General features: G+C 68.8%; 11 protein-coding genes. 4 read left to right on the plus strand and 7 right to left on the minus strand.

The annotated features are described in order from the left end of the window. The first annotated feature begins 189 nt into the window (after positions 1–189). On the plus strand, positions 190–687 hold the full coding sequence (locus SM793_RS04135) for a cytochrome P450 (RefSeq protein ID WP_320436601.1): 498 nt from the start codon (positions 190–192) through the stop codon (positions 685–687). Between the two features lie 157 nt (positions 688–844). Here SM793_RS04135 and SM793_RS04140 read toward each other — a convergent pair whose 3' ends face one another. Beyond that, a complete protein-coding gene (locus SM793_RS04140; RefSeq protein WP_320436602.1) occupies positions 845–979 on the minus strand; it encodes a hypothetical protein in 135 nt (44 codons plus the stop codon). A 1,137-nt stretch (positions 980–2,116) separates the two neighbouring features. On the opposite strand from SM793_RS04140, the gene SM793_RS04145 reads away from it, so the two are divergent. Together SM793_RS04145 and SM793_RS04150 are read left to right on the plus strand one after the other, a co-directional pair. Next, positions 2,117–7,648, plus strand: a complete 5,532-nt coding sequence (locus tag SM793_RS04145) for an RHS repeat-associated core domain-containing protein (RefSeq protein WP_320436694.1) — start codon at positions 2,117–2,119, stop codon at positions 7,646–7,648. A 10-nt stretch (positions 7,649–7,658) separates the two neighbouring features. Beyond that, a complete protein-coding gene (locus SM793_RS04150; RefSeq protein WP_320436603.1) occupies positions 7,659–8,057 on the plus strand; it encodes a hypothetical protein in 399 nt (132 codons plus the stop codon). A 593-nt stretch (positions 8,058–8,650) separates the two neighbouring features. On the opposite strand, the gene SM793_RS04155 is transcribed toward SM793_RS04150, so the two are convergent. Together SM793_RS04155 and SM793_RS04160 are read right to left on the minus strand one after the other, a co-directional pair. Further along, the gene (locus SM793_RS04155) at positions 8,651–9,688 is read right to left on the minus strand and encodes a UvrD-helicase domain-containing protein (protein ID WP_320436604.1); all 1,038 of its coding nucleotides are present in this window, start codon (positions 9,686–9,688) and stop codon (positions 8,651–8,653) included. Then, a complete protein-coding gene (locus SM793_RS04160) occupies positions 9,672–11,270 on the minus strand; it encodes an ATP-dependent nuclease (protein ID WP_320436605.1) in 1,599 nt (532 codons plus the stop codon). Before SM793_RS04160 ends, SM793_RS04155 begins: the two co-directional genes overlap by 17 nt. Before the next feature lie 687 nt (positions 11,271–11,957). Between SM793_RS04160 and SM793_RS04165 the strand changes: the two genes are divergently transcribed. Next, on the plus strand, positions 11,958–14,036 hold the full coding sequence (locus tag SM793_RS04165) for a hypothetical protein (protein WP_320436606.1): 2,079 nt from the start codon (positions 11,958–11,960) through the stop codon (positions 14,034–14,036). Here the strand turns inward: SM793_RS04165 and SM793_RS04170 are convergent. The 4 genes from SM793_RS04170 to SM793_RS04185 all read right to left on the minus strand — a co-directional run bounded on the left by SM793_RS04170 (position 14,033) and on the right by SM793_RS04185 (position 20,389). Next, positions 14,033–14,395, minus strand: a complete 363-nt coding sequence (locus SM793_RS04170) for a hypothetical protein (RefSeq protein WP_320436607.1) — start codon at positions 14,393–14,395, stop codon at positions 14,033–14,035. The two genes, SM793_RS04165 and SM793_RS04170, sit on opposite strands and share 4 nt — an antisense overlap. Before the next feature lie 106 nt (positions 14,396–14,501). Next, the gene (xerC, locus tag SM793_RS04175; protein ID WP_320436608.1) at positions 14,502–15,536 is read right to left on the minus strand and encodes a tyrosine recombinase XerC; all 1,035 of its coding nucleotides are present in this window, start codon (positions 15,534–15,536) and stop codon (positions 14,502–14,504) included. 1,381 nt (positions 15,537–16,917) lie between these two features. Next, on the minus strand, positions 16,918–19,365 hold the full coding sequence (locus tag SM793_RS04180) for a penicillin acylase family protein (protein WP_320436695.1): 2,448 nt from the start codon (positions 19,363–19,365) through the stop codon (positions 16,918–16,920). A gap of 646 nt (positions 19,366–20,011) precedes the next feature. Continuing rightward, positions 20,012–20,389 carry a hypothetical protein gene (locus tag SM793_RS04185; protein ID WP_320436609.1) on the minus strand — a complete coding sequence of 126 codons (378 nt, stop codon included), beginning with the start codon at positions 20,387–20,389 and terminating at the stop codon, positions 20,012–20,014. Between the last annotated feature and the right edge of the window lie 1,223 nt (positions 20,390–21,612).

A 21,612-nucleotide genomic window follows, 5' to 3' on the forward strand; every position in this document is an offset into this window, starting at 1 on the left:
TTACCGTCGACAGCACCCCGCCCGCCACCTGCCTGGCCACCGCCGCACAGGCCATGGACACCCTCACCGAGGCGAGCGAATACCTCCACCGGATCATCGCCGACCACCGCCACGAACCCCGCGAAGACCTGATCGCCACCCTCCTCACCCCGCCGGGCGCCACCACCGACAGCGTTCGCCGCCACTTGCATGATGATGGTCTTCGCCGGCTTCGAGACCACCACCAACCTCCTCGGCAACGGCCTGCTCCTCCTCGCCCGCCACCCCGACCAGGCCCAGACCCTGCGCGAGCAGCCGCACCTGATTCCCGCCGCGATCGAGGAGATGCTGCGCATCGAGGCCCCCGTGCAGCGCCTGTCCCGGATGGCGGCCGCCGACTTCGAGCTGCCTGACAAGAGGATCCGAAAAGGGGAGTTGATGTTCCTCCTGACGGGCGCCGCCAACCACGACTTCGCCCCGTTTCCCGACCCGGAGCGGTTCGACATCCATCGCGCGCCCACCGGGTACCTGGCCTTCGGCGACTGGATCCACACCTGCCCCGGCGCCGCCCTCGCCCGCCTGGGAGCCGAGATCGCCTTCACCGCTCTACTCGCCCGCTCCACTTCCATCCCCCTCGCCCAACCACCCCGCCGGCACGACAACCTCTCCGTACGCGCCCTCAAGGAACTGTCCCTCACCCTCACCTGACATTCCTCTGTCGGGCCCGGCGGGATCGGCCACCCGTCGCCGGGCGCCTGCGCGGGCCGGCGCGCCGCCCGGTGCCCGTCCGCAGCACGGGGCGACGGGCCCGCACCGGCCCCTCGTAGGTCGTTGCTGGCCGGTGGTCCGTCCCCGTGTCGGCGCGTCAGAGCCGGTTGAGCGTCCGCTCGCGCAGGGCGGCCAGGATCGCCTCGGGGTCGGCCTCGTCGAGGTCGAAGTGGCTCATCACCGCGCCGAGGACGGCGCAGACCAGGGCGATCAGGGACTCTGGGTCCCGCACCGTGAACGCCCAGGAGGCCCTCGAACACGGCTTCCACCGGTTCCGGGGCAGGGTCGGCGACGATCCGTGTGATCGCGTCCAGGACTTCGTTTGAACTGCCGCAGGGCTTCAAGCCTGGCCGCCTCACTGTGAGATCTGCTCCTTGTGCTCGTAGTCGGCAGGGGCGGGCCCAGCGCGGTGCCCCTGATCGTGCGCCGGAGGCGGGAGGAGTTCCTTCGCGCCCGGTCGGCCAGGGCGTTCTGCGGACCGTTGAGTTCCACTTGGCCTCGACGCCGGGGTCGGTCCGGCCGGTGGGCCAGTTGGCGGTGGTGGGCGTTCGTAGGCGTCTTCACAGGTGGTCCGGCGGCTCGCCGGCTGCCCCGCAGTCCGACGGACCCTCGGACCTGCGTAGCCGGGTCGATAAAGGCAATGAATTCCTCCGCTTCAGCGGTGCGGGTGTGGAAAAATGCTGACACTTATCCAAATTTTCGGCGTCCGTAGAAGAGCGACGGTTTTGGGTTCGAGTGCGAGCGGGTCCAGCTGGTGGTCTCCGAAATCATGGAACGATCATGGAGCCTTGGGCTAGAAATGAACCGTCCGCACCCGATCATCGGGTTACGCGCCTTGGGGAGGGGTATCTGGATGCGATGGTTCCGGAATGCTTTGGTCATGGTTGTAGCTTTTCTCTTACTAAGTGCCGGGCTGGCTGCTCCGGTGCAGGCCGCGTCGGGGCGGCCGACGTCGACCGGCTCGGAATCGGCGCGGGGTGCGGCGTCGCCTGTTGCGGTGAAGCCGATGACGGCCGAGGAGCGTACACGCCAGGTCGCGGACCTTTCAGCCTCCGAGGGGAGTGTCGAGACCCAGGTGGGCGGTGTTTCGACGATCGCTCCGCCGTCGGCACCCGCAGGGAAGCAGTCCGCTGAGGCGACTGCAGCCGGAACAGCGGCGAGTGCGTGGCCGCCGACCAGTTGGCGGGACGGCCCTGCTTCCCTGCCCTACGCGCCGTTCTGGTCGGGAACCACGTGGTCCGTAGTATCCGGCGGGGGCTGGAACGCGGGTCAGTACACCGCGTTCCACGCGACCGTTCACCGGGCGTCCGACGGTCAGAAGCTGACCGAGTTTTGCATGCCTTTCGGATGGGCCTCGGGTGAGGTCCGCATGAACGTATTCAATGCCTCGAGTGGCCCGGAGAACGTCAAAGAGGAAACGCTCTATTACGCCAGGATTGCTATTTCGTACACTCCGACTTCATCGCCGAGAACTGAGTGGGACTGGAGTTGCGCCACCAACTGGACCGAAGAGGTGCAGACCCCGGCGTACCCGTCGTTCAAGCCGGGAAGGGCTGTAGCTCCCGAGGAGACGGTCGGTTGCATCTGCCAGGACTCGTCCGGGCGTCCTTCCTACCAGGCGTTCGTCGCTGACCCGGTGAACACGCTGAACCGGGCGCTGAACGAGCACACCACGGATGCTGCGATCACGGCACCCGGCATCTCCTTCGCCTTGGGCCGGACCTACTCCTCGGACAACAAAGCCACCACCTCGATTCTTGGACCAGGGTGGTCGTTCCCCTATTCCGCGGCGCTACGGGACCAAGGAGCCACAGTCGGCGTCACGATGGAGAACGGGTCGACGGTCTACTTCGACCGGGATGCGGATGGCAAGCTGACACCGCGCAACGGTGTGCGTTCCCGGCTCTCCGGCGACTCCACGAGCGGGTACCGGCTGGTCACTCTGGACAAGCAGGTCATGACGTTCGACCGGACCGGGCGCCTGACCACGTGGCTCGACCGCTCCGGCCTGGGTCTCACGTTCGCCTACGCGGGTACCAGCACCTACCCGAGCACCGTCACGGACGCCGTGGGCCGCACGGTGACGCTCTCCGTCGACGCCGGCACCTCCCGGCTCACCAAGGTCACGCTGGCAGACGGCCGCTCGGTCGACTACGGCTACACCGCCGGTCTCCTGACCTCGGTCACCGCACTGGACGGCACCACCACCCAGTACCACTACGACGCCGGCAACCTGCTGACCGGCATCACCGACGCCGCGGGCCGCGCCGTCATGAACACCGTCTACGACGCCAACGGCTTCGTGACCCAGCAGACCGATGCCAACGGCCGGACCAGCAGCTTCGTCGGATCCACAGGCGTCAGCAGCTACACCAGCTACACCGACGCCAACGGCGGCATCCGGACCGACATGTACGTGGGTGGCCAGCTCTATTCAAGGATCGATCCCTTCGGGAAGTCGACCTATTACGGCTACGACAGCAGCCTGCGCCCGGACCGGGTCACCGACCCGTTGCTGCACGAGACCCGCACGTCCTACGACGCGCTGGGACACGTGACGGGCCGGACCCTGCCGGACGGTTCCTCGGAGTCCTGGACCTACGACAACGACGGCAACCTGAGCTCGCACACCGCACCGGGCGGCGCCAGGACCACCTACACCTACGACACCGCGGGCCGTCCGGTCAGTGTGACGGACCCCGCCGGCAGTAGGAGCACCTACACCTACACCGCCAAGGGGCAACTCGCGTCGGAGACCACCGCCGCCGGCCGCGCCACCACCTACGGCTACGACACCCTCGGCCGGCTCACCTCCACCACCGACCCCGCCGGCGGGGTGACGACCCTCACCTACGACGCCTACGACCACGTGCGCACCAGGACGGACCCGCGCGGCAACGCCGCCGGGGGCGATCCCGCGAAGTTCACCACCACCTACACCTACGACGCGGCCGGGCGCACCACCTCGGCCACCGATCCCCTCGGGGCCCGCACGTCCTACACCTACGACGCCGTCGGCAACCGCACATCGACGACCGACCCGGCGGGCAACACGACCGCCTACACCTACGACGGCACCGACAACCTGCTGACCGTGACCGACCCGGCGGGCAACAAGGCCTCCTACACCTACGACGGCAACAGCAACCTGCTGAGCGCCACGGACCCGACCGGGGCGAGGACCACCTTCACCCACGACGCCGCCGACCGGCAGCTCACCACCACCACCGCGCGGGGCAACGCCCCCGGCGCGAGCGCGGCGGCGTTCACCACCACGTACGGGTACGACGTGGCCGGAAACCGGACCAGCACGACCGACCCGACCGGCGCCGTCACCAGGACCGCGTTCGACGCCCTCGACCGTCCGGTCACTGTCACCGACCCGCTCGGCAACGCGGTCACCACCGCCTACGACCCGGACGGCCGGGTCACCGCCGTCACCGACCCGACCGGCGCGAAGACCGGCAGCACCTACGACCCGCGCGGCCTGCCGACCGCGGTCACCGACCCACTGGGCAACACCACGACCTACGGCTACGACGCGGACGGCCACCGCACCTCCGCCGTCACCCCGACCGGAGGCAAGAGCACCTCCACCTACGGCCCGAACGGGCAGCTCGCCACCTCGACCGACCCCCGCGGCAACGCCCAGGGCGCCGACCCCGCCAACTACCGCACCGTCTACGGCTACGACCCGGCCGGGAACCTCACAACCGTCAAGGACCCGCTGGGGAACACCAACACGGCGACCTACGACCCGCTCAACCGGATCACGGACCTCACCGACCCCCTCGGCGCCAGGACGATGCGCGCCTACGACCAGGCGGGCCGCCTCACCAAGGTCACCGACCCGGCCGGCGCGGCCACCACCTACATCTTCGACTACGCCGGCAACCGGACCTCGCGCACCGACGGCAACGGCATCATCACCCGCTACGGCTACGACCCCGCCGGGCGCCTCACCTCGGTGCGGGACCCGCGCAACCGCACAACGACGTACGGGTACGACGAGGACGGCAACCGCACGTCCGTCGTGAACGCGCGCGGAACCACCTCGACCACCACCTACGACGCCCGCGGACTGACCACCGGGACCACCTACTCCGACGGCACCCCCGCCCTCGCCTACACCTACGACGCGGCAGCGCGCCGCACCGGCATCACGGACGCCACCGGCACCCGCGCCCTCACCTACGACCCGGACGGCCGCCTCCTCACCGCCTCCACACCCGCGGGCACCTCCGGATTCAGCTACACCTACGACGCGGCCGGACACCTCACCAGCCGCCAGTACCCGGACGGCTGGAAGGCCACCACCACCTACGACCCCTCCGGACGCCCTGTGTCCCTCACCGCCGGGGGAGCCACCACCACCTTCGGCTACGACCCGGCCGGCCGCCTCACCAGCACCGTTCTGCCCACCACCAACGGGTACAGCGAGAACCGCACCTACGACCGCGCCGGCCACCTCGCCGGCATCGCCAGCACCAAGGCCGGCAACACCCTCTCCTCCTGGAACCTCACCCGCGACGCAGCCGCCCGCCCGGTCAAGATCGACACCGTGCGCTCCGGCCTGCCCAACGGCACCCAGACCTACAACTACGACCCCGCCGGCCGGATCCTGACCGGCTGCTCCGTCCCCTCCACCAGCGCCGGGTGCCTACCGGGCTCCGAACAGGCCTACACCTACGACAAGACCGGCAACCGCACCAGCCGGACCAGCGGCTCCACGATCACCTCGTACTCCTACGACAATGTCGGCCAGCTCACCCAGGCGCGCACCGGATCGACGACGACCACGTACACCTACGACGCCGACGGCAACACTACGTCCACGCAAACCGCCCCCACCAGTGTCACCCTGCCCATGGAGACGGTGATCGCCTCCGGTGCCTCGCTCTCCTCGGCCAGTGTGCGGCTGACCATGCAGGCCGACGGGAACCTCGCCCTGTCCTCGATCGCCTCCGGACAGGTCCTATGGTCGACGGGAACCGGCGGACACCCGGGCGCGACGGCCAAACTGCAGGTCGACGGCAGCCTCGTCGTGCGCAATCTGATGGGCGCGCCCGTGTGGTCGTCTCAGAATTTCAGTCGCGCCAACTCCTACCTCCGGGTGCAGGCCGATGCCAACGTCGTCATCTACAACGCGAACGGCCAGGCCCAGTGGTCCACCAACACGCGGGACGCCAACGCCGAGACCACTAGCGCCAACCCCGTCCTGCCCACCGGTGGGGTGATTGCCTCCGGTGCCTCGCTCTCCTCGACCAGCGTGCGGCTGGCCATGCAGACCGACGGAAACCTCGTCCTCTACTCCATCGCCTCCGGACAGGCCCTCTGGATATCAGGGACCGGCGGACACCCCGGCGCGAGCGCCACGCTGCAGAACGACGGCAACTTCGTCGTCCGCGACACGGCGGGCACCGTCCTGTGGAGCACACAGACCAGTGCCGGCCCCGGCTCGTACCTCCGGGTGCAGGCCGACGCCGACGTCGTCGTCCACGACGCCAACGCCAACACCCTGTGGTCCACCGGCACCAGGGACCCGATCAGCGCCGCCGGATCCGTCTCCAACACCTACGACGCCACCGGCCACGTCAAGACCGAGCGCATCGGCTCCGACATCTACACCTACACCCACGACAACGCCGGCAACCGCGTCACCACGAACCAGAACGGCACCCTCGCACGCACCCTCCAGTGGGACATCAACGACACGCTCCCACGCCTGGCGAGCGAGACCGGCGCCGACGGCACACTGATCGGCGACTACACCTACGGCCCCGGCGGCCTCCTCATGAGCCAGCACACCAACGCCGGCACCTCCTACAACCACCACGACTGGCTCAACTCCGTCACCGACATCACCGACACCAACGGCACCCGGCAGGTCCGCCACAGCTACGACACCTTCGGCGCACGCAGCACCACCACCACCGTGCCCAACACCCCCGTCCCGGCGTTCGGCTACACCGGCGAATACACCGACCCCACGGACAAACTCCTCAACCTCAGGGCCCGCCGGTACGACACCTCCACCGGCCGCTTCACCACCCGCGACCCCATCCAACTCCGCCCCGACACGCCCTACACCGCCGACTACGTCTACGCCCACAACGCACCCACCTACCTGACCGACCCCAGCGGCCTGTGCGACGGCTTCCTCGACTGCCTTGGCACCGTCGGCGACGCCCTCATGCATCCCGACGTCGCCGTCGGAGTCGCCGAAACCCTCTTCGGGGCCGCGGCCACCCAACTCGGACTCGACCTCACCGGACTCGGCTCCGTCGGCTGCCTGCCCACCCTCGGCCTCGGCTGCGTACTCGCCGGCGTGGGCGCCGCAACCACCGCAGTCGGCGCCGCCATCACCGCCAACGGAGTCACCCGCTTCGCCGACTCCTTCGGCCAGGCCTTCCGCGAGGAGGACCAGAAGGACAACGGAGGAACGAGCGGGGGAACCCGCAGTGGTGAAGCGAGCACTGCAGGGGGCGGAGCTCGAGCCGACGCCGCTGACTGCCCACCAGGCAGTGGGACACTCGACCAGACCGAGAAGATCTTCAACCCTCAGGAGCGGAGAGTCGCAGACAAGCTCCTGTCCGAAGGAAAGAACGTCAAGTCCCTGGCGGAGTCCAAAGTAGATGGCCAGCGCATGGGCGACGCAGAGGTCGACGGGGTCCTGACGGAGTTTAAGAGCTTGAAGCCCGGGGCGACAAACAACACTGTGAAGAACGACCTCAATAAGGCGAAGGGGCAGGCTAGGGATGTATTTATCGATGCTCGGGATTCCGGCTTGTCTGAGGAGGAGGCCCGTAGGGGGATAGGACGATTCCTGGGTGCCAATGGTCAGGACAGGTTGAATCAAATCCGTATCCTCGGCGACGGATTCGACATCACCTGGCCCTAGAGGAGGAAAGATGAGCAGCTATCACTATCTCTTCATTCGGCCAGCTCTGCCGAGTCGTGACGTCGTGGCCGACATCTCGGCCGCAATTGGGACTAGGCTGCGGCGGCTCGAAAGTGAGTTTTTCGAATACGGGGGAAAGTGTGGTCGCGTAATTCTCGAGCTGGAGATGGACAATGATTACGAGGAGGATTTCGGGATTCCTCTCGATCGATATCAATCGGTACTCAATGTGAGAGACCCGCTCGGGGATCTCGGTCTCCAGGAGGAGGTGGCAGTGCAGATCATGCACTCGCTCGCGGAGTTCGACCGTTACTGGCTCGCACTGACGCGCGACATGCAGGCGCTGGTTGAGGCTGCCGCTCCGAGCTCGTCCCCGAATTTCGACAAATGGCCGCCAGTGATGAAGTGAAATGATGTCGGGCTCCGCGTCATGCGGGGCCCGACAGCTTTCTCGTTCAGGAAGCCGCTGCCATCAGAAGCCAGAGCTCCCCGTCGGCCCGCGACCCACCGATCAGTCCCCGGGCTGGCGGGCCGAAGGTTCCGTCGGCCCGGTTCCACAGTGAACCGCCGCTCTTCGGGAGCGAGGCCCGCACAGCCACTGAGGACACCCTGGATCCTGGCCAAGCGCACCACCTCCCGTCCGGCTCCCAGCCCGCCACGGGTCGTGAGCCGCGCCGAGACGGACAACGCCGCCCGGTGTGCGCCGAACTCGTCACCGCGGGCGGCGGCGACACCATCGCCACCCAGGTGCCGCGCCACGTGAGCGAAACCACCTGGAACGCCCTCGTCGAATAACCTCTCGGATCATGAAGGCGGAACCGGGCTGATGGTCGCCGTCCTGAGCGCGACGGGATCTCCTTGGAGGCCCGCTCAGCCGGGTAGCCGACGGCGGCGAGTTCGCCGGCCACCTCCATGTGGGAGCGGGTGAGGCGCGCTCGAAGGTGCCGGGGCGGCGTGTGCGGAGTCCCAGGGCGCGACAATGCCGGTTGCCTGGCCCTACGGTCAGGGCACCACGAAGGCGACACTGTGTTTCGCCCGGGTGACCGCCACGTACAGCTTCTCGCGGCTGCCGGCTTCAGCAGGGTTGCGAGTCCGCAAGTATTTGATCATGGGCTTGGTGGGGAAGAGCAGGATGCGTTCGAAGGTGCTTCCCTTCGACAGCCCGATGTTCATCGCGGCCAGCCCGAGCGTGTCGGCGCGCTTGTCGTAGCGCAGCACCGTCGGTGAGTACCGGCGGGCATACTCGTGTACTTCGTGGGGCTTGATCTCGAAGACCCCGTCGTGGCCGGTGGTCTCGGTGTTCTTTGAGACCGTCGGTTCGAGCTCGGGGAACAGGCCGTCGGCGAAGTCGCAGATCAGCTGGTTGCAGCGGTAGCTCTCGGAGCGTGTCTCCAGGGTGCAGTAGTCGGCCCTTTTCCTCAGCCAATCGACTATGCCTCCGCCCTTGTACGCCTTGTTCTTGGCCGAGTTGTTGGTCGCGTAGGTGAACTGCCTGGGGTCGCCCACCAGGGTGATGCCGATCGGCGACCGGAACAGCAGGTCCAGCAGTTCGAGGTCGTGGCCGACAAGGTCCTGGACCTCGTCGATGTAGATGTGATCGAACATGGCCGCGAGGCGTGCTACGACCTTGCCGCAGGTGGCGGTGTTCGCTCGGACAGCGAAGTCCGAGAGACCGTCACGGAACATGTCGTGGTGGCGGTCCATGTAGAACTGCTGCGCTATGGCCCGCGGTGCGTACCTGGGGCGGGCCGCCACGAAGTCCAGTCCGCGGATCAGTCCCACTTCGTCGAGGACGGCTGCCTGGTAGGGCCGGGCGCACTCGTTGAGCAGGAAGGTGAACCAGCCCATTGCGGTGACGTAAACGGGCAGAGTGCCTGCAGCGGTGCTGAGTCGGGCGGTGATCTGGCCCAGGTTCTCGGTGGTGTACGTGGTCACCAGGACGCGTTTCGTCCGGTCTGCCAGGACGCTGTCCACGATCTGCTGGGTCTTGCGCGATCCGGCAGCCGCGATCACTGCGAGGTTGTCAGGCGACGGCGTCACGGATGTACTCCGGCATGGTGATGGTTTCGCCGTCGAAGATGGCCAGGGCCACCGTCGTTTTCTTGTTCTTCATGTAGTCCAGCAGGTCCTGCGAGCTGCTGAAGGTCGTCCCGAGCACTCGGTTCAGCAGGACGAGGTTGTTGGCGTTGAGGAGCTGCGGTTCCAATGTCTTGAAAGCCTTGTCCTCGCCGACATAGACCTTGATGTTCGGTTTGCTCGTGTACGCGGCGTACTTCCCCCGCACGGCGGCCGCGTCCTTGCCGTCGTTGTCGGTCACCACCGCCACCTGGTTCCGGGGCAGGAGCGCGGCGATGTCCAGGAACCGCTTGAACGACAGACCCCGGATGTTGATGACGTCGACGCCGTCCTCGCTCGGCAGGCGGCCGTGCCGGTCCAGGTAGGCGCGCTGGACCACCAATTCGTCGGACGGCCCCTCCACCAGGATCGACCGGCGGGCGAGGACCACGCGCAGGGTGTCGTAGCCGGAGAGCTTCCTGAAGTAGTCCCGGGTGTCTGAGGACAGCTGGTCGAGCCGGAACCCGCCGTCGGCCGTCAGCAGGACCAGGTTGTCCAGGCCGAGTTTGTTCAGGACGAACGAGCTGTGGGTCGTGATGAAAACCTGCTTGCCGGCACACTTGTCGCCGATCTTCTTCACCAGCCTGCCGAGGTTCGGGAAGGACAGGTGGTTCTCCGGCTCCTCGACGAGCAGGATGTGGGCGTCAGTGACCTGCTTGTTGAGTGCGAGCAGGATCTTCAGTGTGCTCTGCTCGCCCTTGCCCACGTACTGGAACGGCAATTCGTCCAGGTGCGGGACCAGGCTGTTCTCCCAACTGGCCCTGTGCGACAGGTCGATGCCGAGGGTCAGCTCCCGATCGCTGACCTCCCGGGGGGCGCCCCGCAGCTCCTCGTTGATCTTGCGGATCGCGTCGTCGTTGGTGAACTCCTGCTGCAGGTTGCGGTACGCCCGGGTGAGGCCGACCCGCTGACCGGCTTCCAGGTTCTGGCTGATGATGCGGTTGAGGTAGTAGTCGACGCCGCTCTGGAGTTGGATGTTCGAAGCATCGATCAAGGACGCGGTGGCCGGCACGCTGCGGAAGGTGATGCCGTTTCCTGAGAATCCCAGCCAGTCCACCCGGTAGTACTCGGTGGGAATCAGCTGCACCTGGCTGGGGTCCTTGATGAACTCCTCGTACTCCGGGGCGAAGTCGGGGTTCAGGTAGGCCCGGATGCGGACCCCGGCATGGTCGGCCTTGCGCAGGTTGTTCGTGCCTCGGAGCGCTGCGGACTCGGGTGTGTCCGCGAGGAAGAGGTCGATGATGATCTCCGGTGGCCGGGCATCGACGGCGCCGTTCCGGAGCGCGTGGAGGTAGTCCTTCACTGCCCCCTGGTGGAACAGGAAGGGCGACAGTTCCTGCGAGAAGACCCGGCCTCGGAGTCGACCGGTCAGAGCGAGCCCGATGGCTTCCAGGATCGTTGACTTACCAGCGTCGTTGTCGCCCACGAGGATGTTCACCGTGGGATCGAACCCAAGCTCGAAGCTGCGAAATGCCCGGAAGTTGCGGATCGAGATACCGGTAAGCAAGCAGGCACCCCTCGCCCTTGATTGACGCAGACATGCTCGAAACTCGTGCAGACCTGCAGAATTGTCCAAGCATGCCGCACCGTCAATCTGCTCGTATGAGTTTCGTTCGGAATTTCTTATCGCTTTTTTGTTCGAGTAACTTATTGGTGCTCCTGTTGGCACCAGGGCATGGCGACTACCCGTTGGCACAGCCTCGTACAGAGGCTGGTCCCACAAGACCGGATCGGGCAGAGCGTAGATCCGTCCATGAGTCTCATCCCGGTCGGCCCGCAGCGGCTGCTCCCGATCCCGATGGGATTGAGGAGCAGCAGGAGGTCGAAGGCGGTCGCCGCTCTGCGGCCTACCGAGCCCGTCGATCTCGCGGCGACGAGGAGCGGGAGCCGGACGACGCGCGACGCTGGATTGGCTTCTCTTCGGAGCGAGCGTGCCGGGGTACCACGGACGCGCTCCGTTGTGGTGCGGTTCGCCCGGAACGCGCGCTCGCGGGGCCGGTGTCCGTGCTGCCGGATATGCTCACCGGTCGAGACTGATAGGGGAGTTACGGGCGCGACTCTGTGCTGACTGCTGACCGCTGACGTTCCGCTCGGCCCGTTCGACGGCCATCTCGTCCCTGTCTTCGCGGCGAAGGGCAGAGCCTCCAAACTGCACGCACACCTGCGATGCCCCCGGCTTCGCGCGGACGGAGCGGTGGCCTCCGAGGCGCCGCTGAACGCCGCGACGATCGCCCGTATGTGCTCCGCCTGCGCACATCACGGGGACTGGGACCGTCCGGACAGCGGTGCCGGTCTCTTCCTGCGCGCGCTCGGCGGCTCCCACGGGCTGCTCTCCCAGCTGCAGGAGTACACGGAGGCGGATCCGGACGACGAGGTGACGCAGAAGGAAGCAGAAGGCGCCGCGGAGGTTCTGCGCGCCGAGCCGCTTTCCGAGGAGGACGAGACCTACGGCGAGGGCAGGGATGCCCGCGACGACGCGGAGCGCCTCCGGGATCTGGTGCTGTCCAGGTGGCGTGACGCTGTGGACAGCCTTTATCTCGCCGAGAGTGTTGTCGCGAAGTTCCCCTGGCTCACCGACTGGGCGCGGCCGAAGGTGGCACTGAAGGAGGAGTACCTCCAGGCGCTGCGCGAACGAGCGGGACTGTTCGTCGATGCGGCCGCACTGGTGGAAGCAGCAGCGGCCGCGAGCCTGGAGATGCCGGAACTCCCCACGGATGACGCCGCGTTCAGCGCCATCGGCGACCGCAAGGAGGTCGCCGGCCGGCTGCGGTCGATGTGGTCCCGCTGGCAGGGGGCAGCGGCGGACGCATGGGGACTGCCGGGCGACCACCTGGTCGCGTATCAGGCGATCGGGGGAATCAATTCACGGCGCAAGGGGTACGGCGAAGCCTGCCGTGCGGCAGGCCGGCTGCTGGCTTCCTGGGAGGAGGAGGCACGCCGGGTCGCCCATATCTCGGACCCGGGTGTGATGGTGGCGCTGACCGCACACCTGCAGGAACCCCGGGATGAGGACCCCTACTCGCAGCAGCGTGAGCGGAAGCTGCTGGGCGGCCTCGACAACTGGACGATCGGCGTCCTGCTCACCTTCCTGACCAGTGCCGACTGGGGCCGGCGCAGGCTCACTTTCCGCGCACCCCAGCTGGTCGTCGACCAACTCCTGGCCCGCACCGCGCTCGTGCGGTGCGAGCCCGAGCCTCCCCGAGTCCCGACGGTTGCCGACGAAGCGAGTGCCCTGGGCCCGGGGGTGTTCGACGACAGCCCGGTGCACCAGCGCCGCCCCCTTACCGCGGAGCACCTGCGGCTGCTCAGCACCGCGCCCCGTGCCGAGGACCAGCTGTACACCGTGTTCTCCACCGACGCCGGAACGGAGGTCCTGCCCTTCAAGGAACTTGAGCGGCGTGCGGCCCGTGGCTGGCGAGGTGTCCTCGTCGCCAGCTCCGCCGACCTGCCCGCGGCACTGATCGAGCCCTGGTCCCAGGCGATCGGCCATCGTCCCCAGGAGCCCTCCGCCATGTGGCGGGAACGGATGCGCGAAGCCGACGACCCGCTGTTCGGCGAGCGGCTGGGCCTGGCCGTCGGCGCCGAGCACGCCGCCTGGCTGGTCTTCGGCGACAAACCCTGGGCACGGGAGTTCAACCTGAGGCTGCTCGCGGCGGCCCGCGGCGTGCCCGACCTGCGCAGTCTGGACTCCGGGCGCGACCGGGCCGGGCGTTCGCGCAGCCTTCCCAGCGCGGTGTGGCACGGACTCCTCGCCCACGGCCAGGACTTGGACCTCGAACCGTTCGAAGCACCCGACGACAGCACCTGGAAACGCAGCGGGAGCGGCATCCCGCTGGGACTCCTCGCGCAGGCCGAGGTCTACGCGGTCAACGCCGACCCCCGCTACCGGGGCAAAGGGCACTCGCCGTTCTGCTCCCATGTCCGCGAACGCGGTGTCGCTGCAGACGACGACCTGCTCACCATCGCCGACCTGCTCGGTGACACGAAGTTCGACTGGTGCAGCAAATGCGGCGGCTATGCGATCCGCCGCCTGACGGACACCCAGCTCGCCCACTACCGTGCCGCCCACCGGCTCCACGACATCGCGCAACAGTTGGCCCCCGGCTGGGGCGGGTACGATCCGGGCCGCCTCGGCCAGCTGGTGGAGCAGCTCCTGGAACTCGAGAAATGGGACCCCGCCGCTGACGACCGCTCCTTCAGCGAGGACTCTCGCCGGTGGCGCCAGCGCGTCCAGGAGCTGCTGCTCCGAGCCCGGTCCGCCCAAGCTGGCTAGCCCTGCACCCGCCCTCGGCCTACTGCTGCCCCAAGGCACCCTGACGATGCTGGCCTGCTTGCCTCCGCCTGGAGTTCGGCGAGTTCGGCTGCGATCGTGTCGACCGCGGTGGCGAAGATACGGAGATCCGAGGCGAACTTCCGAACCCGGTCGGCATCGCGCGTGTAGCTGCTGCTCATGCCGGTATCGCCGAGATCGATCCAGACGCATGGGCCGCCGTCCTCGGGGCCGGCGAGGATACCGGCCTTGAGAGCTGCGTGCTCGATGTCACCGCCGGGACAGTCGCCCTCCGGCAGAAAGACGGTGGGCTCCTCCGTCTTGGCGCGCGCGGTCCCAGATGTGGCGGCGGTCGGCGTCATGCTGTCTCCAGTTCTTGAGGGTGACGCGGAAGGACGAGGGCAGGCCGCCACCAGCCGATACCCGCTGCCTGTGGGCGGGAGTGATGGCGGCCGAGGCTGTGATCGCCTACGCGACGAACCGCAGTGCGCGGGTGGGGCCGTCAACGACGTGGTGGGCGTCGGCTCGGTCGAGGGCGGTGGAGAGGGCCTTGACGGCTTCGTCGGCGGAATCTTTGAGGAGGCGGCCGTAGAGGTTGATGGTGATGGCGAGGGTGGAGTGGCGCATGGTCTTGGAGACGACGGCGACGGGGATGTCTTCGGCGATCATGATGCTGGCGGCGGTGTGCCGGAGATCGTGCAGGCCGATCTTGGGGAGGCCGGCTTCGGTGGTGCGTTTGCGGAGTCGGTCGAGGAGCCACTGCGGGCGCAGGGGTGAGCCGTCCGGCTTGGCGAAGACCAGGCCTTCGAGCCTGCCGTTGGGGTGGGCGGCCATCTGGAGGGCGGCCTGGCGGTGGAGAGCGGCCATGACTCTGGGGGAGAGGCTGATCCAGGCTCGGCTGGCCTCGGTCTTGGGCTCGCCGAAATGGATCTCGCTGTTGTTGACGGCGGCCAGGGTCCAGCGGACGTAGAGCTTGCGGTCCATGAGGTGGACGTCGGACCAGTGCAGGGCGAGGATCTCGCCGCGGCGCATGCCGGTGCCGAGCATGACCTCGAAGAGGTCGGTGAGCCGGTCGGCGTAGTGTGCGGCGTTGTGGCGCAGGAACGCGGCCGCCTCGTCGGGGTTCCAGCAGGTGCGTTCGGCGGCTCGGGGCTTGGGCGGGACGGAGTGCTTGGCCGGGTTGTAGCGCAGCCGCCACGAGCGCACGGCGTGGTTGAGGGCGTTGCGCAGAGTGGCCACGACCCGGTAGATCGTGACCCGGCCGCGGCCGGCCTTCTGCTGGGCGCTCACCCAGGCGTCGATCTGCTTCGGCCGCAGGTCGGGCAGCCGGTAGTGGCCGAAGGCGGGGATCAGGTCGCGTTCGACGCAGTCCGCGTAGCCGGCGTAGGTGTTCGGCGCGAGCTCCTCCTTCTTCGCCGCCAGCCACCCCCGCAGGAAGCTCGCCACCGTGACGCGCCGGTCCTCGTAGACGCCACGCAGCTCACCGTTCAGCACCGCCTTCATCTCCCGGGCTGCCTCCGCGCGAGTGGCGAACCCACCGCGCCGGCAGGCATTCCGCTTCCCGTCCTCGGGGGCCAGGTCGACGCAGTACGTCCACGACCCGTGACCCGCCTCCTCCAACAACCGCACGCACCACGGACCCAACTGCTTTCCGTGCCCGTCCGAACAACCACACCGCCGGTAGACCCGGCCACGCCGCGCACGCTGTCCCATGAGCTTCCCCCTCTCTCGGACTGGGTGGTGCTTCCGGGGCAAGAGTGGCTGCCGTGTCGGGTGTGGCGGCAGAGCGTGCGGGGCGGTGCGCGAAGCACGTCAGAACCACACGGCGAAGACACGCTCAAGACGACACACCGCCCGGAAGATCACGATCCGCAACCGGTGGGTAAGCGACCGTGATCCGCCCGCAGGCGCCGGCTCCGTGGGCCGACTGGCGGCATCGACGCAGGGGCGGTCGGGCAGGCGCGGCGCCACTCGCTGAAGGGCCGACAGGTCTCGATCACGGGAAGTAGCTGTGGCGGGGCGCTCGGCCTGGGGACTACTTTGGGACCACACCTGATGAGCGCCTATGGGCGCCGATGGTCCGAAACGGACATTTCTGCACAAAGTAAACACTGAGCCACCGTCAGCTCTCCGTGCCACCGCTTCCGCCGGAAAGTCACAACTCACTTTTACCCCAGGGTGGTTGACCAAAAAACAAGCCTAGGGCCCCGAGCTGGGGGTCAAGGGGTCGCAGGTTCAAATCCTGTCGTCCCGACCAGCGTTTACGCAGGTCGGAGGCCGTTCCTACCGAATGGTAGGGGCGGCCTTTATGTTTTGGGGGTCGCAGTGTGGTCGTGAATGCTCGTTCGCGTCGCTTCGGGGGTGTTTTCGGTGTATCGCCGCATCCCTGTATGCCCGTTGTGGGCCTTTTGTCTGCCTGATTGTAGTAACTGAGCGTGTTCGTCGGGTGATTGAGGCCTCGTTCGTTGTCGAAGCCTGAGCGGTTCGATTTGGGCCTGGCTGTTGGGCCCGTGGCGCGAGTTATGGTGACGGGCCGTGTGGCTGGGTGCGTGTCAGTTACGGATCGTGATTCCGGGCAGTTCGAGTGGCATCGATGGGCCTTGGGCGACGCGGGCGCCGGGCCGTGTCACGGCATCCGCACCGGCGGTAGACCCTGCCCCGCCGCCGCCCCGAACTGCGCACCTTGGTCTGCCTCCTGTGTTCCAGACTCCTTGATCGGCTGCGGAGGCTACCGAGCCGGGCAAGGCTGGCAGGCTGCGACCACCATGCGATCACCAGTGTGGTCTCGAAGCCCTGACCTGATGATTCTCGGTGAGAACCCCGCCGGCTGCACGGTGTACGCGGTCAACCCGCTGCAGGCGGCTGGAAGCCGTTCCCGGGACAGTCAGTCCCGTTCGGCGACGGTGACGACCTGCAGTTCGGGTGAGTGCCGGATGTCGTTCTCGCAGAAGGGTGGGGAGACCCACTGCCCGGTTGCGTAGAGCGCGGTCCGATCGGCGTGGTGGGGGGATGTGGCGTCGGAGGACTGGGAGTAGGCGAGCAGGGTCTTCGCCTCTGGGCATGGGCCGTCGTTCCAGCCGACTGCCTGGAGGTAGCTGGTGCCGGACTGCACGTCGTGGTAGCCGCCGCCTGCGGGGTCCCACAGTGCCTCGATGACATTCCAGACGCCGAGTTCCGCCGTACCGCCGGGGATCGGGATTCGGGCGCCGGCGCGGACGACGAACTGAGCCTGGCTCCATCGGGCGTCCGGTGCGAGTCCGGCGGCGCGCAGGTCGGCGACAGCGCCCTCCAGCGCCCGGGGGACGGCCGGTGACGCGGGGTTCAGGCCGCGCGGGGTGTGGAGGGGGTCGGCGGGGGAGAAGGGCACGGTCCAGAGTTCCTCCGGCCGGGCTTCGGCGGTGAGCCTGCGCCAGAAGCGGTCGAAGAGTGGGGCGCCTCGGCTGTCGGTGTTCACCGTGCGGTCCCAGTTCGCGAGGACGCGGCAGGCCTCGGCGATGCTTGCCGCCGTGTCGCCGACCCCGTCTCCCTCTTCGCCCGGGTCCTTCGCCGGGGCTCGGCATGCCGCCGCGAGACCGGTGGCGGCGAGGTCGCCCGCGGGTGAGTGGTCGGCGAACTGGTGGTGTTGGAGGTCCTGGACGCGCAGGTGGCCCTGGGCGGCCAGGGCGGAGACGTCGTGGAGCGCGCCGCGGGTGCGTAGTGACCGCGGCGCGCCGATGGTGCCGAAGACCCGCTCGTACTTGGTGAGCGGGTGGTCGGTGTTGGTGAGCCAGGCGCTGTCGTTGGAGTTCTCGACGTAGGGGGTGTCCTGGAGCGTGGGCAGCGCGCCGGGGCCGAAGATGCCGGGCTGGAGTGCGTGGGGGTCGGTGCCCGGGGAGCAGTGCGAGCGGGAGCCGTCGAGGACGGCGAGCCCGGTGGCGGGGTAGAGGGCCGCGCCCAGCGGGGTGGAGCAGCGCCGGTCGAGGTCGTCCGTGATGTGCGGCAGGACCTGGGACTGGGCGAAGAGAGTGTGTCCGGCGGCGTCGGCCGCGACGGTGTTGGCCCAGGCGAGGCCCTGGGTGCGGTTCAGCGCGGTCAGAGCCTCGTCGGTGCTGTGTGCTCGGGAGAGGGCGAGCGAGGTGTCGGGGCCGCGCGGGTTGGCGGCGTTGGGGTCGTTGAGGGCGTAGGCGGTGGTGCGGGTCCAGGGCAGCGGGCCGGTGGTGTCGAGCGTGGTGAGGACGGGGCCCCAGCGGGTCCACCACTGTGTGCGGGTGACCGGCGCGCTGTCCTTGACGGGGACGGTGACGGTGCGCGGGGTCATTCGTTCAGGGTGGCCGTCCACGAGGTATGCGGTGGGGTCGGCGGGGTCCAACGTGAGTTCGTAGAGGTTCATCGGGACGCCGGTGGCGACGGTGTGGCTCCAGGCGATGTCGGCGTTGTATCCGATCGACACGTTCGTGGTGTTGAGCAGGGAGGCGCCCATGACGTTCAGTTCGCCCGGGATGGTCTGCTGCGACTGCCAGAAGCGGTGCGTGCCGTGCCACGGGAAGTGGGGGTTGCCGAGCAGAAGTCCGCGGCCGTTGTTCGTGGTGGAGCCGTGGAAGGCCACGGCGTTGGAACCCGGGTCCGCGGGCCGGGCGGTGAGGGGTCTGCCGGTCGTCCCCCTGAGGGCGGGGACCGCGGGCGCGAAGGCGTGGGCGGCTTCGGCCTCCTGGACGGCCGGATCACCAGCGAGGTCCGGCGGTCGGGCAGCGGTGATGCCGTTGATTCCACGGCCCTGACCGAGGAGGACGGCGAGGGAGTGGTCGAGTGCCGAGACGTCGATGTCGGTCACTGGCCCGACCCAGTCCGCGCCGGCGCAGGCCGGGTCGGTGACCAGGTTGCGGCGCAGCCAGGCGTTGTATCCCGCCGCCCAGCCGCGGCCCAGGTCGGTCACCGCACGGCTGGGGCCGGCGGGAGCGGGGATCGCGCGCAGCTGCTCGACGGTGCCGGCGTCGCGCACCCCGCGGTAGTACAGATCGCTGGCGAGATTGCTGCTGGCGAACGAGCCCTGCGGGTCGGGCGCGGGGTCCGGCCCGAACCAGCGGGAGCGCTCGCCCCGTACGGTGAGGAAGGCATCTGCGAGGGCGCAGACGTGGTCGCGGGCTTGTGCCCAGCCGCTGCCGAAACCCAGTCCGGCGTGGTCGCGGGCCACAATGTGCGGGATCCCGTACTCGGTGTAGCGGATGACCGCCGACATGCCCCCGTGTCCGGATGCCACCGCGGTGGCGGAACCCGGCGCGGGGAAGGCTGCGGCGAGGAACTGGAGAGCCGCGCTGACAACGGCGGCACCACAACGCCCCGCACGGCCACGCATGATCAGTGTGGTGGTCAACGCGGCTCCCGGCTCGGGGGTGGAGGACTGAGGCCGCCGCTGAGATGAGCGGGTGAGCAGTCGGCCACAGGATGGTTGGGGCGGGATGCGACGGTATTCCATCTCAGGTCTCACCGTGCTCCCCGTCGACCTGTCAGTGCCTGTGGGCAACCCCCACGAAACGCACCTGCCAAGGCACCGCCAGACGGACTGTCTCATCTGCTCTCAACGCGCCCGTTACAGCGAGCTGAGCGACGATTGCCGTGCACCCGGAGGATGCTGCGGCGCGCCACCGTTGCCGCTCCCGGCACGCCGGACTCGCTCTCGTCACGGATTCCATCAACCATGTCAGTGCCTCCATCGACCTGCAGCGGTGCGAAGCGGGCCCCTGGCCCGATGGTTCGCATCCTGACAGGTCATCAGGTCTCCGACCGGCCAACGCGCGTCGCATCACCCGCCCCGTCGCCCCGCAGGCCATGCTTCTGCCCGTCGACACCGTCCGCTTCGTCGACCTCCACCACCGAGGGCCCGGCCAAGACCATCACCTGGGAGGCCCTCGTACCGATCCCGCTCGGCCACACCGGGGGACAGTGCGATCCCGGGGCAGGCTTGAGGCCCGGACCGTCGGGTGGTCCGGGCCTGCTGCCTACTACCAGGTGATCAAGGCGTAGCCGCTGCCTCCGGGCATGCCGGCCTGGCCGGCGGTGCCGGGGGTGCCGGCAGCGCCGGGGGTGCCGGCAGCGCCGGGGGTGTCGTTGTCCCCGCCGGGGGTGTCGCCGTCGCCGCCCCGGCCGCCGCTGCCGCCCGCGCCACCGGAACCGCCCGTGCCGCCCACCGCGGTGCCGGCGGGCGCGGTGACCGCGCCGACCGGCGCCGCGCCTCCCGCACCACCGGAGCCACCGGAACCGCCCTCGCCACCGGCCTCACCCGCACCGCCCCTGCCGACGATTCCCCGACCGCCGGTCACACCCGCGCCGCCGGTACCACCGCTGCCGCCGATCGCGGAGGCAGTCCCCTTGGCGAACACGGCGTCGGTACCTCCCAGGCACTGGCCCCCTCTTCCGCCGGAGGAACTGGCGAGGCCGCCTGCTCCGCCTGCCCCTGCTTGGCCGCCCGCCCCGCCGGCGCCGCCGGTCTGGCTGATCTTGCCGTTCTCGCCGCCGCCTCCTCCGTCGCCGGCGGAACCGCCCCTCGACTCCGACGAACCCACGGTGAGACCGCCCGGCAGTCCGCCGCCGGCCAGCACGGCTTTGCCACCCCCACTGACAAGGGTTACGCCGCTGGGGCCGCCACTACCGACAGACGACGTACCGGCGTTCCAGCCCGCACCGCCGGGCCCACCGGGCAACCCGCTCGTGACCAGTGTTCCCGCCGCGCCGCCGAGGCCACCGGCACCACCGCTCCCGGGTGTGCCGGTACCTTCCGACGCGCCGATGATGACCCTCAGCACGGTTCCCGGCGTCACCGCGAGCGTGCACGCCGCATAGCCTCCCGCGGTACCGCCCCCGCCCCCGCCACCACCGCTGCCACCCGCTCCGCCGCCACCACCGCCACCGCCGACCCGTGACGACGAGATCGGCTCGCTCTCCCCGCCCCCGCCACCACCGGCACCGCCGGCACCGCCCGCACCCGGGCCGCCGCGCCCGCCACCGCCCCAGGTGTACACCTGCACCTGCGTGACGTCCCCGGGCACGGTGAACGACCCCGACGCCGTGAACGCCTGCTCGCCGGCGACACGTACTCGCGTCCCCTCCGCAGTTGGCGCGGCGGCCGTCGCGGAACCGCACAGGCAGGCGCAGCCGAGGACCAGTGCCCCACTCACGGCCACCGCACGCGATCCGCCCCACCCGCGCCGGGCCGGCCGCCGACCTCGCGCCGAAGATTCTGCTGCTTTGCGCACAACACACTTCCTTGATTCGTGTCCGAACGGCGCGGCTCCAGTGGCCCGCCTTGGCGCCCATGCTGACCGCCCACCACCCACCGCGCGCCCCAAACTGCGCCACACGGCCCCCACCCACGTTCCCCGGCCCCGGCCGCCACCTTCCGGAGATACCACCCGGCGGTGGAGGGCGGTCATGACTCTGGGGAGAGGCTGATCCAGGCGCGGCTGGCCTCGGTCTTGGGCCGGCGGAGGTGGATCTTGCCGTTGTCGAGCTTGTCGAGCTTGTCGAACACCGGGATGACCACGCGGAACCGGGACCAGGCCGGCCACGCGCACCACAGGCTCGTGCGCCGGGAGGCTGTGCGTGG

Origin of the sequence: Kitasatospora purpeofusca (genome assembly GCF_034043715.1) — a bacterium.
Lineage (GTDB): Bacteria > Actinomycetota > Actinomycetes > Streptomycetales > Streptomycetaceae > Kitasatospora > Kitasatospora purpeofusca_A.

What these genes read in the sequence shown, in the direction of transcription:
- SM793_RS04135 (WP_320436601.1), top strand. Translation starts at nt 190, where the DNA reads ATGATGATGGTCTTCGCCGGCTTCGAGACCACCACCAACCTCCTCGGC.
- SM793_RS04145 (WP_320436694.1), top strand. Translation starts at nt 2,117, where the DNA reads ATGAACGTATTCAATGCCTCGAGTGGCCCGGAGAACGTCAAAGAGGAA.
- SM793_RS04150 (WP_320436603.1), top strand. Translation starts at nt 7,659, where the DNA reads ATGAGCAGCTATCACTATCTCTTCATTCGGCCAGCTCTGCCGAGTCGT.
- SM793_RS04180 (WP_320436695.1), bottom strand. Translation starts at nt 19,365, where the DNA reads ATGCGTGGCCGTGCGGGGCGTTGTGGTGCCGCCGTTGTCAGCGCGGCT.
- xerC (WP_320436608.1), bottom strand. Translation starts at nt 15,536, where the DNA reads ATGAAGGCGGTGCTGAACGGTGAGCTGCGTGGCGTCTACGAGGACCGG.
- SM793_RS04170 (WP_320436607.1), bottom strand. Translation starts at nt 14,395, where the DNA reads ATGACGCCGACCGCCGCCACATCTGGGACCGCGCGCGCCAAGACGGAG.